Genomic DNA, 14990 nt, shown 5'->3' on the forward strand with positions numbered 1-14990 from the left:
GTACGTGTCTGTTTTCCAAAAAACCCCTGCCCCCAAACCAAAATCTACCGCCGCGGCGGGAAGAGAACGATTCGATCATCCTGCAACTCGATCCGCAGCTTGCCGTCTGCCTGGATCGCCTGGAGGTACTCCATCGGGATTTGCAGCCGTCCAGCCTGGTCAAGCACTGCCCATTCTTCATGGGAATCCGCCTCTTCTCCTGCTGAACCGCCGCTGTCCTCTTCTGTTCCTTTTCGCCGCAACAACTCGCTGGACGTCTTTCCGTCCCGGATCGCTACGACGCGATCCACCTTGCGCGCAAGCTCCAGATCGTGCGTCACGATCACGACGGTAAGACCGAACGAACGGTTCAGCTCCTGAAACAAGTCGAGAATGATCGCCGCTGTGCGGGTGTCTACGCTTCCCGTCGGCTCGTCAGCCAACAGCAGCTTTGGGTTGTTTGCCAAAGCAATGGCGATCGCCACTCGCTGCTGCTCGCCACCGGACAGCTCGCTCAGCTTGTTCTTTTTGCGATGGCCCAGCCCGACCAGTTCTAGCAGTTCGTGCGCCCGCTCACGTTTTCGCATGCCGCGAAGCAGCATCGGCATCTCTACATTTTGCAAAGCCGAGAGATACGGGATCAGGTTGCGCGCGTTGTTTTGCCAGACAAAGCCGACCGTCTGCAAACGATATTGCACCAATTCTCTCGGCGTCAACCGAAACAAATCCGCTCCCGCGACCGACAGCTTTCCGGCCGAGGGACGATCCAGTCCCCCCAGCATGTTCAGAAGCGTTGACTTTCCGCTCCCGCTATTTCCGATAATTCCCATCAATTCCCCGTTCTCCACACGCAGATCCAATCCTTGCAGCGCCACTACTTCCAGATCGTTAGCCTTGTAGATTTTAACCAAGTTTTCGCACACAATCATCTGCTTAGTCCTCCCCCAGCTTGACGGCCTGGTGAATCTGCATGCGCGACAGCAAAAACCCTACAATGCCGATTCCGATCGCAAGCGTCACCGCAATAAACGTATAGATCACTTGCTCATCTTGCGGCATCGAGACGACGGTAAAGGGCGGCACTTGCTTGTCTGCATGCAAGTAGAGACGCAGTGCCGGCAAAAACAAGATGTTGGACAGCTTGCCTGCCGCCATTCCGATCGCAAAAGCAAAGCCGAACGTCAACAGCTGCTCCCAGGCCAGGATGGACAAAAGCTGCCTGAACGGCATGCCCATCGCGCGGAACACGCCGTATTGCAATTTCCTTGCTCCCAGTGTCAGTACCCAATACATCACGTACCCGATAAAAGTAACGAGCATCGACAGCAAAAATCCGAGCGTCAGCGAGCCGTTCAGTCCGAGGTAAAAGGCGTTGTTTTTCACCGTGATCAGCTGCTGCCTGGCATTGTCCAGCATGGCGAGCTTGACCCCGCCTTGGGCCAAACTTTTGTAGAGCGACTCGGAGGATGCCCCAGCCTTCATTTTGATCCAGACCTCATAAGGCTCCAGCCGAATCTTGTCCTGGACAAAAGGCAAGTTGGCCACAGCCAGGTACTGTTCCTGCATTTTGCTTGTATACGTGCTTTTGACTGGCGCCGGACTCCATCCCGGCCAGTAGTCGACGATCGCATATACAACCATCTCAACCCGGCGCGAATTGCCCCATCCCATCAGGATCGTTTGCCCCTCCACAACATGCAGCTTGTCGGCGAGCGAACGGGACAACAAAATCGCCTGCGGTTCTTTTGCCAGCAAGTTCAAATATTCATGAAAATGGTGCGGCAGCAAACCAGGCTTGATCCAGGCCGTCTGTCCGAACTCTTTTGGATCGATCCCCATCAAGGTAACATCGGACACCGGATCTCCCTGAAAAGCGGCCTCGGCCAGTCCATTTACGTATACCTTCGCGGCATGCTCCACTTCCGGCAAGTTTTTGAACACTTGAAAATCCGGCTCGATATACTGAACAGGAGGCGCTACAGGCTCTTTTTCCGCGCTCTCGCCTTCCTCTGCGTTGTTGCCCCGCCTAAAGACCATGACAGGTGGCTTGTCGCTCTCCCACTCGGTTTTCAGCCGGATGTCGGCACCTGTTCCGTAGCGGATTCGCTCTTCCGCATTTTGATTAATGGTCCGCGCCGTGCTTGCGCTGTACATCCCGACTGCAACGGTAATCGTCACAAAGAGCATGAGAAAATGATACTGGCGCGGCGACCTGCCTACCTGGACCAGCGTAGTATGCAGCGAGAGCGGAAAGACCGAGCGCCCCGCCCACGACAGCAACCGCAGCAACCACGGGTACAGCCGGAGGCAGAGCAAGCCAAAGCCTAGAGAAAACAGAACAGGCACAAAAAAGAGCAGGAAGTCTACGGAGATGTCCGAAGCCCCTTCCGTCACTTTGGCGGCGTTTTCCACGGCGAGTCGGTGCGAATACCAGCCATACCACGATATCGCAAGCAGCAGTACATCGAGGAAAAGCCGATGCCAGACCGCCGAGCCACTCATTCGCGCGAGACTTTGCTTATGCGTCACTATATTTTGTCTCGTAGCGAAAAACACCGACAACAGCAAAAGCCCGATACATGCAAGCACCGTCCACGCCGCGTAAGCAAAAACCTCGCTGTTTACGGCGATCTCCAGCCCTTTGCGATCGACAAATTCGAGAAACCCGTTGGAAATGCCCAATATTTTGCTGAGCTGAACCCCGACAAAAGGCCCGAGCAGAAAAGCGCACAATCCGAGAATGCCTATCTCCATTAAATAGATAAAAAAGATTTGCAGCCGACTCGCTCCACGGCTCCCGAGCACTGCAATCTCTGTGCGCTGCCTCTCCACAATCAAGCCGGAAACCATGACCAAATACAGACCGAGCATCAGAAAAATCGGGATGTAGAGCGACCAAAGAATCAGCTTGAACTGCTTCGCCTGCTCCTCGTATTTTTTCGCGATACTGCCTGCTGGAAACTGGATGCCGTACTCCGCCCCCTTCAAACCTTGCTGCTTCAAATACGCTTCCATCCCCGCTACGACAGAAAGCAACTGTTCCGTATCGGGAATGCGAAACGACTGATACTGCATGGCCACGTACATCTGGGCAAATATAACGAGATTCTTTTCCTGCAAAAAAGCGCTGCGCAACAGTTGCTCGTCCAAAATAAAGCCTTTTTCGTATTCGGACGCGGTGACAAACCAATACGGATCGTTTCCCTCTTTTTCCTTGAATACGCCAACTGGCTTGACTCGTACCGTAAGCCCTTTTACCTTATCTGTCGTCAGCTCATACAAACTTCCCAGGACCATTTTTCTATCCCGCAAAGCTTTTTCCGTCACAAGCGCTTCCAGCACGCCATCTACTTGCGTTGCAGCCGGCATTCGCCCATCGACCAGAGTCATATGCTTTTCCAGCTCACTCAAGGAATAGAGCGGCGTACTATCGGGGCTGGCAGCCTTTGTTCCTTGCAGCCGGGATGGCGCAGCGTCAAAAGGGACTGTCCGCAAAACGGTGACATGTTCGAGTACAGGCACACCCAGCGGAGCAATTACCTCGTTTTGCAAATGGACGGCCATATTGTCGAAAAGGGCTGCGCTATTCTCCACTGGTTTGTTCAAATTGACAGAGACGAGCAGGCCGCCAGGGAAGTGCTTCACCTTGTTTTGGTATTCCTCCAGCTCCTTTGTGAGCAAACGCTGGAGAACCCCTGACGTGAAGGCAGGAATGCTGGAAACCAATCCTACAGCGACGATTAGCCCGATCAGCAAACTGCCGACAAGCCAGCGGTTATTTATCATTTTTCGCAGGATCATCTGCACCATCGCCACGACATTGTCCCCCTATTCCAAAATAATCAGTTGGCCTGCCACAAGACCCTTGCGAATTTCGACCTCCGTCTGGTTCATGATCCCGATCTCCACGTCCACTTCCTTCTTGCTCTTGCCGTCCAAGACGCGCACGTAGTTTCTGCCCGCTATTTCATGCAGCGCTTTTCGCGGGATAATCAGTGTCTGCTCCGCTTTGTCCACGATAACCTCAATGCTGACTCCCGTTCCGATTTCCAGTCCCTGCGCAAACGTTTTCGGGGAGATGAGCAAGCTTCGCTGATACAAATTGCTCAAATCTTCCGGCAAATTTTCCGGGACGTGAAGCGGTGTCTGTACGACTGTTCCCTCTATTTTATCTCCGCCGTTAACAGAGATAATGACGTTCATGCCTTCCTTGACATCTTTCAGAGCCTCTCGCTCCGGAGCAGTGTAAATGACGTACAGCTTGCTCGGATCGCCTACCGTGACGAGCGTTTGGTGCGCGTCCACCTCATCGCCTACTTGCTCGTTGCTGACGAAGATGACGATTCCGTCAAAAGGCGCCACCAGCTTGGTCTGCGTCCAGCGCTTTTGCAGATTGTCCAGCTCCATTTGCTTTTGCTTCACATTCAGCTTCGCCCGCTCCACGGCGTACTTGCGTTCTTGCGGGTCCTGCAATTTTGCCAGCTCCAAAAGAGCCTTGTCCCACTCGATCTTGGCCAGCTTCGTCTCACTCGCCTTGGCGTTCATCTCCGCCTTCAGAGCATCCAGCTTGGCCGATTCCACTTCGTAATGATTGTCGCGCTGGGCATCCAGCAGCTCCAGCTTGGCTTTTTCCACCTCGTAGCGGGCGGATTCGATCTCCCGCTCCAGATCGGCGGCATCCAGCTCAGCCAGCACTTGCCCTTTTTTCACCCGCTCCCCGCTTTGGGCAGCAAACGACTTCAGGCGCAGTCCTTTTGTCTCGGGAAAAGATAGCTCCACCGTATTCGCGGTCGTAAACGTACTGTTGCCTTTGACGCTTTTCACGATTGATCCTTGCGTCACTTCGGCAACCTCGTACGTAATCGGAGATGGCTCCACCAGCGGCGGCGCCAAAGCTTCCTCTTCCTTTGGCAACAGGGAACAGCCTGTCAACATCACGGCCAACGATACATACAGCCACTTCATCTGCTTACCTCGAACCGCGTACCGTCTTGATGCGACCGTCCTCCAATTCATAGACATCATCCGCCACCTCCATTACCCCAGGATCGTGTGTGGTCATGACGATGCTCATTTCGCCTTCATCCACCAAGCGGCGAAACAAACGGCTGATCTGCAGCCCTGTTTTGCTGTCTAGCTCGGCTGTCGGCTCATCTGCCAAAAGCAGTGTCGGCCTGCTCGCAATCGCTCTGGCAATCGCACATCGCTGCTGTTCTCCTCCGGACATCTCGAACGGCCGATGCTGTGCCCGTTTGGACAATCCCACGAAGTCAAGAGATTCACCAACACGCTCCTTCCATGTCGCAGCAGACGCTCCGGACAGGCGCAGCCCAAACTCGACGTTTTCCGCCGCTGACATGAGTGGAAGCAAGCCAAACGATTGAAAAATAAAGCCCATGTGCTTTTTCCTGATTTTGGTGCGCGCATGATCAGGAAGCTTGCCGATTTCACGGCCCTCGAAATAAACGCTGCCTGACGTCGGGCGATCAAGGCCGCCCAGCAGATTTAAAAGAGTCGTCTTGCCTGACCCTGATCTTCCTTTTAAAACTAGCAATCTTCCTTTTTCCACGTGCATTTCTACACCTTGCAGCGCTCGAACGGCAGCCGCCCCTCGGCCAAATATGCGTTCTACGCTTTTTGTCTCTGCAATCAAAGTCACGATGACACCCCCGAAAATAAATTTTTAAATAGATAGAATATTATAGTAACGAAAATAATGACTTCTTTTCCATGAAAATGTAATAAAGCAATATAAAATAAAATAAACCGTTACTTTATTTCTTTTTGTTTCCAGTTCTATTCCTATTCAAAATTCTTATTGATAATAGTAATCATTCTCTAATATAATCATCCCAAAAGACAAAGATATTGATTCTCATTATCAAGTAACGGGAGGCTATACATCGTGAAGCAAGCAGGATGGAAAATGGGCATGATGGCGTTGCTGTTGACAAGTGCAGTCGGGTGCAGCAACACGCAACCTGCCGAACCGGCGAAGGATTCAAGCGCAACCGCACAACAACCAGCTACAGAACAACAGACAACCTCGTCCTCAACAGAGAAAGCGGCTGCCGCAATTAGCGTGGACGAGAAACAGGCAGCAGAGCTGCTGGCGCAATTCCAGGGTCACTCTCCTGCCAAAGTCGTAACGATCTCCGTCGCGATTACCGAAATCATGAACGAGCTAGGCATTGCCCCGATCGGAGTGCCTACGACCAGCAGCAAGCTGCCTGCTGCTCTGGACAGCGTGCCCCGGATCGGGACGTCGCACCAGCCTGACCTGGAGCAAATCGCCAAGCTCCAGCCGGAAATCGTCCTCGGCCCCAGCTCCATCAAAGACAGTGTCGACAAAAAATTGAAGCCTGCGGGCACGCCAACCGCTTATTTGCCCGTCGATTCCCTCGATGAGCTGAAGCTGTCCACAGTCGTGCTCGGACGCCTTTTCAAACAGGAAGCGAAAGCAGAACAACTGCTCGGCAAAATCGCGGAACAGGAAAAAACCGCCATCGAGGCGACGAAGGGCAAGCCGGCTCCCAAAGTGCTGTTTTTGTTCGGCTCGGCTGAAGCGCTCATGGTCATGAATGAAAACACGTTCGCCGGAAGCATCGCCCGCAACCTGGGGGCTGTCAACGTAGCTGCCGATACACTCAAACAAACGCAAACCTACGCTCCTTTGAACATGGAGAGCATCATCGCGGCCAATCCGGATGCCATCTTGCTTGTAGCGCACGGCGATCCGAATGCTGTAGCGAAAAAATTCGAAGAAGACGTGAAAAAGAACGGCGCCTGGGAAAAAATGAACGCCTTCAAAAATGGCAAAATGCAGTCGCTTGATTTCAGTACGTTCGGCACGGCTTCTCTCGTCAACGCCCCTGCGGCCTATCAGCAGCTTGCGGACATCCTGTACAAGTAAGCAATAAGGAGCTTTTGCCGTGAGCCAGAACCACTCAAACAAAAAAACAGTCGTGTTGGGAATCGCCTGCCTGCTGCTTCTGCTGGCTACGCTGCTCTCTGTCGGGCTCGGGAGTGTGCAGCTATCGCTGTGGGAAACAATGACAACGGTACTGGGGCAAGGGACTGAGGCCAACCATACCATCCTGTGGGACATTCGGATTCCCCGCGTTTTCCTTGCGCTCTTGATTGGCGCCAATCTCGCCGCATCCGGAGCGCTGTTGCAGGCTGTCATGCAAAACCCGCTGGCCGATCCCGGGCTGACCGGAGTATCCAGCGGTGCAGCCGTCACGGTTTTGTTCATTATGCTGGTGGTGCCCGGCTATTCCGCTCTCATCCCGCTTTTTGCCATCCTCGGAGGCGGGGTCGCTGCCTTGATGGTTTACATATGGGCCTGGAAAAAGCAGGGGGGCTTCACTCCTGTGCGCATCATCCTGTCTGGTGTCGCCGTCAATGCCGTATTTGGCGGCGTCATCGGCCTGTTGTCCATTTTGTACAGCGACAAGCTGCCAGCGGCTCTGCAATGGATGAACGGGAGCCTGTCCGGGAAAAGCATGAGCGATGTGCTGACGATCCTCCCCTACTCGGTCGCCGGGTGGATCGCCGCTCTGTTATGCATTCGCTCCGCCAACATCTTGCGCCTGGGCGAGCAGGTCGCGCACAATCTCGGGCAAAACTTGAATCGGCTCCGCTTCACCTTGTCCCTGATCGCCGTCTACCTCGCTGCCATCTCCGTATCGACCGTGGGACTGGTCGGTTTTGTCGGGCTGATCGTCCCGCACATGGCGCGCATGCTGATGGGCTCCGATTACCGGATGAACCTGCCTTTCGGACTTGTCCTCGGCTCTCTCGTCCTGCTCGTAGCGGATACGCTGGGACGGACGCTTTTTGCACCGCTCGAAATTCCGGCAGGGATCGTCATGGCGATTGTCGGCGGCCCCTACTTCCTTTACCTGATGCGAAAAGGAGGACAGTGAAGTGCTACATGTACAGTCGTTGAATATAAATTACGGGAGCAAACGAATCGTCAACGATTTTTCCCTGACGATCGAGGAAGGGGAAATCGTTTCGATCATCGGACCAAACGGCTCAGGCAAATCGACCGTGCTCAAAGCGATCTCGCGCCTGATTCCTTGCGAGAGCGGCTGTGTGCGCATCGCGGGCCAACTGGCGGACAGCATGAGCATGAAGCAGCTGTCCCGCGTCATGTGCATGCTGTGCCAATCCAACTCCTGTCCCTCGGATGTCACCGTCGAGGAACTCGTCGGATATGGTCGTGTTCCGCACAAAAAGTGGTATGAACGACTCGATGCAAACGATTTTGAAATCGTCGACTGGGCCTTGCAACAAACAGGCATGGACAGCTACCGGAAGCGCTATCTGGCTTCCCTGTCCGGCGGGGAAGCCCAACGAGCCTGGATTGCCATGGCCTTGGCCCAGAAACCGAAGCTTCTCTTGCTCGATGAACCGACAACGTATTTGGACATCGCCCACCAACTGGACGTACTCGAGCTGGTAGCAAAGCTGAATAAGGAATTACAGCTCACGGTTGTGATGGTGCTGCACGATCTGAACCACGCCAGCACTTACAGCGACAAGATTTGCGTCATCAAGGACGGGGACATTCGCGTATTCGGCAAGCCCCAGGATGTCTTTACGATGGAGCTGATTCGCAGCGTCTACGGCGTCGACACGGAAATTCAATATACGCCAGACAGCAAAAGCCCGCGTATCCACGTCCTGAAAAAAGCACAATAATTTACGAAAAGCGAGGGATGCTCGTATGAAAGCAATGGACAAAGAAGCGATGAAGGTTCAGTACCAGACGTTTGCGGCCGGTATGAAAACACTCATGCTCAGCACAATCGACGAGCATGGAACGCCGTTTATCTCCTATGCCCCGTTCGTCAAGCACAACGGAAATTTTTATATTTACATCAGCAAAATCGCCAATCACTACCGTTACCTGGAAGAACAGCCGGGAGTCGATGCGATGCTGATTGAAGACGAATCCAAGACAGCGAATCTGTTTGCCCGCCAGCGCGCCCGCTTCGTCTGCACAGCCCGCAACATCGGCAACACCGGACATGATGAGATATTCGCCCAGTTCGAACAGCGCTTCGGCAAAAGCATGATGGATATGCTGCGCGGCCTCGACTTCTCCCTGTTCGAGCTTGAGCCATCGGAAGGCCGCTACGTTGCCGGATTTGGTCAGGCGTACGACATCGACCTGGCCGCGGACAAATTCGTGCACGTCAACCGGGACGGCCATTCCCAATCAGCCAAATAGACATTCACGCCAACAGGAGGGCACTTTCATGACTACATATTCAACTGCATTGACACTGTGGCTCACCATCCAGGAGAGATTCCACAAAACAGCCAAAAGCATGCCGGAAGAAGATTTGAAGCTCCGCATGGGCGCGGCATCCATCGGCTATATGCTCAGACATAACGCCGAGGTGGAATACATGTTTGCCGACTGGTATTTCGGGCAAAGCATCCCGGCAGACGTTCAGCTTTTGACGAAAAACGGGCCTGTCGAGGGAAAAGAATTTACCAACATGCGCGAGCTTGCCGATTTCATGACAGCCTCCAACGACCATCTGCTTGCCGGAATGCAGAACATGTCGGAAGAAGCGTGGACGACGCCTGTGACGACGCCGCTCGGTACGTCGACCCCGCTCGAAGCATTGGGACGCCTCATGTACCACACAGGCATCCACGCCGGACAAATCTCGCAAATTCAACGAGCGTTCCATGCAAAAGAAAAAGAGCGCACGCATTAAAGCGCCGCTCTACACAAAAAAATCGCCCCTCGTCACGATCCAACGGACGAAAGGGCGATTTTTTCATTGGCAATTGCGTCAGGACATGACGATTTTTCTGGCTGCGTTCAAAAACATTTTCACGCCGATTTCCAGCGCATCCTCGTCGATGGTAAAGCGCGGATGATGGTGCGGGTAAGTGATCCCCTTTTCCTTGTTTCCGGCCGCGACATAGAAGAAGCAGCCCGGAGCTTTTTGCTGGAAGGCGGAAAAGTCTTCGCCGCCCATCGTCGGACGCATATGCTCGACCCACTCTTCGCCCAGCGCTTCCACGACGACCTCTTCCATCAGACGCGTCACTTCCGCATCGTTGATTACCGGACGGTAGCCGAACTCGTACTTGAACTGATAGCTCGCGCCATGTGCTTCGGTAATCCCTTTGATCACGCGCTCCATCAGGCCGGGAATGGACTCCCGCAACGTTTGGTCAAAGCTGCGCACCGTCCCGCAAATTTCTACCGAGCCAGGAATGACGTTGTGAGTAGTCCCGCCGACAAACTGCGTGACGGACAGCACCAGGTTGTCGAGCGGATCGGCATTGCGCGAGACGATATGCTGCAAATTGGTTACGACCTGTGCCGCAACGGCGATGCTGTCGATAGTTTCATGCGGAAGCGCGGCATGGCCGCCTTTTCCCACCACAGTGATCCAGAACGTGTCAGGCGCTGCCATCATTGGTCCCGGGCAAATGCCGACTGTCCCGAACTCCATCGTCGCCCACAGGTGCGTCCCGATGACGATATCCACGCCATCCATTACACCTGCCTGCACCATCTCCTCCGCACCGCCTGGAAACACTTCTTCGGCGTGCTGGAACAAAAAGCGCACTTCGCCCTTGATCTGCTCTTTCATGCCGGACAAAATTTTCGCAGTACCAAGCAGCATCGAGGTATGTCCGTCGTGCCCGCAAGCGTGCATCACGCCCGGATTTTTCGAGACAAATTCAAAGCTGTTTTCTTCCGTGATCGGGAGCGCGTCCATGTCCGCGCGCATCGCCAGCACTTTTCCCGGCTCGGAGCCGATAAGCCGCGCCATCACACTGTTTTTCGTCGGTCTGCTCACTTCCAGGTTGCCAAAAGACAAAAGCGTCTCATAGACGAATTGCGCTGTCTTCTCTTCGTGGAAGGACAGCTCGGGATGCTCGTGCAAGTAGCGTCTCCACGCTATGACTTGCTCTTTGACCGCTCCGGCCGCCTGGTTTAAATCTGTCACTGTCGCTGTCATCGTTGTCTCCTCCTCGCCCGGCGAACGGCTTTGGAGCGCCTGTCCGCCTGCCTGCTCTCTATATTTGCTTTGCCAAAGTCAAAACGGTTCGGTACAACACCTTCGCTCCGTCCGCGCAATCCTCCATAGTCGAGTATTCCGCCGGATTGTGGCTGATGCCGTCTTTGGAGCGGATGAAAATCATCCCGACCGGACACAAATCGACCAGCTGCATGCAGTCGTGCCCCGCTCCGCTAGGGAGTCGGAACACTTCCAAGCCTTCCGCTGCACAGCCGTCCGCCGCAGCCTCCTGAATGCTGTCCGAGCATACCGCTGGCGCGATCCGCTGCAACAACTCCACTTTCAGCGTCACGTTGCGCTCTGCGCAAATCGCCTTGGCCCGATCGCAAATGCGCCGTTCTACGTCATCGCGAATCAACTCGTCCACATCGCGCAAGTCGAGCGAGAACTCTACCCGGCCCGGAATCACGTTGACCCCGCCAGGAAACGCCTGGATTTGTCCGACTGTCCCGACGCTGGTTCTCGTCCGGGCGGCTTCGTCTTCGATGGCGAGCATCACGCGTGCGGCCGCAGCCAGTGGATCACGGCGCAAATTCATCGGGGTAGCTCCGGCATGCCCTGCCTCGCCTTCCAAAATGAATTTCATCCAGAGCGGCCCCGCTACACCTGTGACGATTCCGACGGACAAACCGCGGCTTTCCAGCACTTTGCCCTGTTCGATATGCAGCTCCACATACGCCTTGACGCTGCCAGGCGCGCGTGCGGCAAGGCCCGTCTGGTCAGGATCAAGCCCGACCTGGCGCATCGCCTCGGCTATGGTGATTCCGTCCTTGTCTGCCTGCTCCAGCTCGCTTCTTTTGATCAGTCCGGCAATCGCCCGGCTTCCGATCATCCCGTAGCCAAACCGCGTTCCTTCCTCGTCCGTCAAAGCAAGCACCTCAATCGGGTGCTCCGTCTCAATTCCCTGCTCATTCATCGTCTGCAAAATTTCCACGCCTGCCAAAACGCCAAGAGGCCCGTCAAAATCTCCGCCATTCGGCACGGAGTCGATATGCGAGCCAACCAAAACAACAGGTGCCGAAGGATTTTTCCCTTCTTTGCGTCCAATCAGATTGCCTACTTCATCCTCGCGAACGTCAAGCCCTGCTTCCTTCATGAAGGAAGCTACGAGATCTTTTGCCGCACGCTCTTCGGGGGTAAACGACAGCCGCGTTATCCCTCCAGCTTCCTGGGCGCCAATCTTGCCCAACTGCCCCAGTCGATCCCACAACCGATCCGCATTGATCATGACGAGTGACTCCTCCCTTATCCAACCGCTTATTAACGGTTGATTTACGGCTATGTCCCTAATTGTATAATAGTCTGTCTATTTTGAAAAGAAAAAAGCGTGTCGCCACGCCTCCCAAATAACGCACTTATCACAAGGAAATCCGGTACACTTTGCGCGGACGGCCGCGCGGATTCGGACTCTCCTCGCCGACGACTTGCGCGATGCCTTTCGACTCCAGCTCGATCAATATCCGGCGGGCGCTGCGTGGCAAAATTTGCATATGCGAAGCCAACTCATGCGCGTTGATCTCTTGCTTGCCCCGCTTTTTCAAAATCGACTCCAGCTTGGACAAAGTCATGACGCTTAACGACGTCAACTGGCTCAGTTCCTGCAACTTTTCCGAGTCGTAGCGATAGGCGATCTGCTCCTCCCGTCCCAGTGGTCCAAGGACGCTTTTGTCGTCCAAAAACACCATCCAGTTGCCAGCTCCCCGCTCCTTGGCGTGAAGAAGTGCCGTGCCGCCGTGAATTTCCGCTTCGTAAGCCGTTTTGCCGATGCCGATGCCGCACGTGACCAGATCGGGGCGAATCCCGAACAGCTCCTCCAGATCGGGAATCGTGGCGTAGTCAGACGTGACCTCCTGCACTTTTCCGCGCGTGGTAAAAATCACGTAGCGCCCCGGCCCGGCCGTCTTCAGCGAGCCTTGCAAATACTTGGCGTAGCGCAAGAGCTTTTCCATCGTCTTGATCTCGGCATTTTGCCATTCATCCGTGGAAAAATTGCCGCCCGCAAGCTCGCGGAACGGATCGATTTCCATCATCTGCACCGCGATCTGCGTATCCTTGAAGTGGAGCATCTCGTGCGTGCGCAAAAGCATGTGGATGACAGACAGCACCCCCGCTTTTGTCGGCACGACGCGATGTACCGGGACACCGCGGCGCAAAAGCTCCAGCTCAGCCGTTCGCAGGCAAGTGACCGCTGCCTTTGTCTTGCCTTCCTGCCATAGCTTTTCGTGAAAATCCGCCAGCTCACTGGCCAAAATCGCGCCCTCGTAATGTTTGAGCCAGCGAAAGCCTTCTGCTATGCCCGCTTCCTGCAAAAAGTGTCCCAGCTCTTCCGCAGTGAACGTGTCGAAGCTCACCTCGTCTACGCGAATCCCGAGCTGGTGGGACAAATGCAGCAACGTTCGGTACAAGCTCGCGCCAATGTGCGGCACATAGGCTGTCGGCACCTGGATTTTGCCCGTCTGGCTCGCCATCGCATGCGGAACCTGGCCGGAAAAAAGCCACATGTCCACCTCGTCCAGGTGCGGCAGCAGCAAATCCGGAATGTCTTCTTCTCTCCAATACACAATCGGCAAGCATTCAATCTCGGGAAACTCCTGCACAGCCGATTCGATGATCGCAAGCGAATCATCCGCGCCGATCACGCCTAGTCGCAGCCTCAATACTCGTCCCTCTTTCACGCTTTTTTCCTAGAATAGCAAAAATTTGCGCCGGCAAACAGCCACCGCCTTCCGTTAACGGGCGACCAGACTGCCTGCTGCCTGCCCGATCCGGTGCGCCGCGTACAAAATGGGCACGACCAGCAAACAGTAAGGCAGCGTGCTCCAGACGAGCGACCATGTGACCAGACCCGCTTCGAACAAGTGGACATACGTGTACACGCTGTAGGGCAGAACCAAAATCACGGCAGTTGCCACGCCAGGTGTGTACGTGCGCAGCGCAATTGTATGCCCGAGATGGGTGAAGACATGCAGAAACATGACGTGCAGGCAGACCAGGAACAACGGCAAATAAGTTCCCTGTGGCAGTGTGGCAGCCGCAAGCACGACCGCAGCAGAGAGGACAGCGAAAATGCACGCGACTGCCACGGCAAACTGTGCGGTACTCATGGACAGAGACGGCTCCAGCCATTTTTGCAGGCCGCGGGGAACCTTTTGCATGATCTGCTCCCGCTTCACCCGGAGCCAGCTTTCGACCATGATGATTTCCTCCAGATCGTGAAAGACAAACACAACCAGCAACAGCCAAATGAGATGCGTCAACTCACCCATGCGCCATCCTCCTCATCGCTTTTCCTGCAAAATTCCGTGCGCCAAAAAGCATACGGCTTCGTCGGCGAGCTGCTCGGGCGGCTTTTCCCCGGTCAGCAAAAAGCGGGCCGTCAGCCGGTAGCATACGGCGACCATCGCTTCTGCGGCCACTTCAGGCGACAAAGCGGCGCGGACGTGTCCGGCAGCCTGATTTTGCCGCAAGTTGGCGCTTACCATCGCTGCCAGCTTGCGGTGCAGCTCCTCTCCTGCTTCCGCCTGATACAGGACAATCTGCGTCAATTCGGGCCGCTCCTGAAAGAACCCAAACAGAGCGACGAGATTTTCGCGCACCTGGTCGAAGACGTCTGCTTTGCCCAACGCCGTTACCTTGCTCCCTCCGTCAGCAAGCTCCCACAGCCGGGAAAAAAATTCGTCCATAAGCTGCTGGTACAGCCCTTCCTTGCTCTCGAAATACTGGTAAAAAGAAGCTTGCGTCAGCCCCGCCGCCTTGACGATGTCGCTCACCCGCGCGCGATGAAACCCTTTCGCCGCAAATTCAGAAGCTGCCGCCGCAAGCAGTCGGCCACGGCTTTGCTCGCCTTTTGGCAATTTGCTCTCCTCCATCTCCCCACCCCCAAAAGTAACTCAACAGTTATATAACTCATGAGTTACTTTTACATTTTTTGGCTTATTTTGTCAATCC

General features: G+C 54.8%; 14 protein-coding genes. 5 read left to right on the forward strand and 9 right to left on the reverse strand.

Going from position 1 to position 14990, the window contains the following annotated elements; genetic code table 11:
* Nucleotides 1–44: 44 nt before the first annotated feature.
* The 4 genes from IRJ17_RS26035 to IRJ17_RS26050 are packed head-to-tail and all read right to left on the reverse strand — an operon-like array spanning nucleotide 45 to nucleotide 5638.
* Nucleotides 45–908 (reverse strand): ABC transporter ATP-binding protein, encoded by an 864-nt coding sequence (locus IRJ17_RS26035; protein ID WP_242772384.1) that lies wholly within the window; start codon nucleotides 906–908, stop codon nucleotides 45–47.
* 4 nt (nucleotides 909–912) lie between these two features.
* Nucleotides 913–3789 carry an ABC transporter permease gene (locus IRJ17_RS26040; RefSeq protein ID WP_242775335.1) on the reverse strand — a complete coding sequence of 959 codons (2877 nt, stop codon included), beginning with the start codon at nucleotides 3787–3789 and terminating at the stop codon, nucleotides 913–915.
* Between the two features lie 18 nt (nucleotides 3790–3807).
* A complete protein-coding gene (locus IRJ17_RS26045) occupies nucleotides 3808–4944 on the reverse strand; it encodes an efflux RND transporter periplasmic adaptor subunit (protein WP_229049842.1) in 1137 nt (378 codons plus the stop codon).
* Nucleotides 4945–4948: 4 nt separating this feature from the next.
* Complete coding sequence (locus tag IRJ17_RS26050) at nucleotides 4949–5638, reverse strand: ABC transporter ATP-binding protein (protein ID WP_122962856.1); 690 nt, start codon at nucleotides 5636–5638, stop codon at nucleotides 4949–4951.
* A gap of 246 nt (nucleotides 5639–5884) precedes the next feature.
* Here IRJ17_RS26050 and IRJ17_RS26055 point away from each other — a divergent pair, with 246 nt between their 5' ends.
* From IRJ17_RS26055 to IRJ17_RS26075, 5 genes are read left to right on the forward strand one after another with little or no spacing between them, the layout of a single operon-like run.
* Nucleotides 5885–6892 (forward strand): helical backbone metal receptor, encoded by a 1008-nt coding sequence (locus IRJ17_RS26055; protein ID WP_173596069.1) that lies wholly within the window; start codon nucleotides 5885–5887, stop codon nucleotides 6890–6892.
* Between the two features lie 19 nt (nucleotides 6893–6911).
* Entirely contained in the window at nucleotides 6912–7907 is a 996-nt protein-coding gene (locus IRJ17_RS26060) for a FecCD family ABC transporter permease (protein ID WP_122962854.1), read from the forward strand.
* Between the two features lies 1 nt (nucleotide 7908).
* Entirely contained in the window at nucleotides 7909–8688 is a 780-nt protein-coding gene (locus tag IRJ17_RS26065) for an ABC transporter ATP-binding protein (RefSeq protein WP_122962853.1), read from the forward strand.
* A gap of 25 nt (nucleotides 8689–8713) precedes the next feature.
* Nucleotides 8714–9220, forward strand: coding sequence for a HugZ family pyridoxamine 5'-phosphate oxidase (locus IRJ17_RS26070; protein WP_122962852.1), 507 nt, complete (start codon nucleotides 8714–8716; stop codon nucleotides 9218–9220).
* 28 nt (nucleotides 9221–9248) lie between these two features.
* Nucleotides 9249–9719: a DinB family protein gene (locus IRJ17_RS26075; protein ID WP_122962851.1), complete on the forward strand. Its 471-nt coding sequence runs from the start codon at nucleotides 9249–9251 to the stop codon at nucleotides 9717–9719.
* A 78-nt stretch (nucleotides 9720–9797) separates the two neighbouring features.
* Here the strand turns inward: IRJ17_RS26075 and IRJ17_RS26080 are convergent, their stop codons facing one another.
* The 5 genes from IRJ17_RS26080 to IRJ17_RS26100 all read right to left on the reverse strand — a co-directional run bounded on the left by IRJ17_RS26080 (nucleotide 9798) and on the right by IRJ17_RS26100 (nucleotide 14911).
* On the reverse strand, nucleotides 9798–10982 hold the full coding sequence (locus IRJ17_RS26080; protein ID WP_122962850.1) for a M20 family metallopeptidase: 1185 nt from the start codon (nucleotides 10980–10982) through the stop codon (nucleotides 9798–9800).
* 58 nt (nucleotides 10983–11040) lie between these two features.
* Nucleotides 11041–12270 (reverse strand): Zn-dependent hydrolase, encoded by a 1230-nt coding sequence (locus IRJ17_RS26085; RefSeq protein ID WP_173598448.1) that lies wholly within the window; start codon nucleotides 12268–12270, stop codon nucleotides 11041–11043.
* A gap of 130 nt (nucleotides 12271–12400) precedes the next feature.
* Nucleotides 12401–13699, reverse strand: a complete 1299-nt coding sequence (locus IRJ17_RS26090; protein ID WP_173598449.1) for a helix-turn-helix domain-containing protein — start codon at nucleotides 13697–13699, stop codon at nucleotides 12401–12403.
* Between the two features lie 72 nt (nucleotides 13700–13771).
* Nucleotides 13772–14308, reverse strand: coding sequence for an HXXEE domain-containing protein (locus IRJ17_RS26095; RefSeq protein ID WP_242772387.1), 537 nt, complete (start codon nucleotides 14306–14308; stop codon nucleotides 13772–13774).
* 12 nt (nucleotides 14309–14320) lie between these two features.
* Nucleotides 14321–14911, reverse strand: a complete 591-nt coding sequence (locus tag IRJ17_RS26100) for a TetR/AcrR family transcriptional regulator (RefSeq protein ID WP_173596064.1) — start codon at nucleotides 14909–14911, stop codon at nucleotides 14321–14323.
* Nucleotides 14912–14990: the final 79 nt, after the last annotated feature.

This window comes from Brevibacillus parabrevis (assembly GCF_022701015.1).
Lineage (GTDB): Bacteria > Bacillota > Bacilli > Brevibacillales > Brevibacillaceae > Brevibacillus > Brevibacillus parabrevis.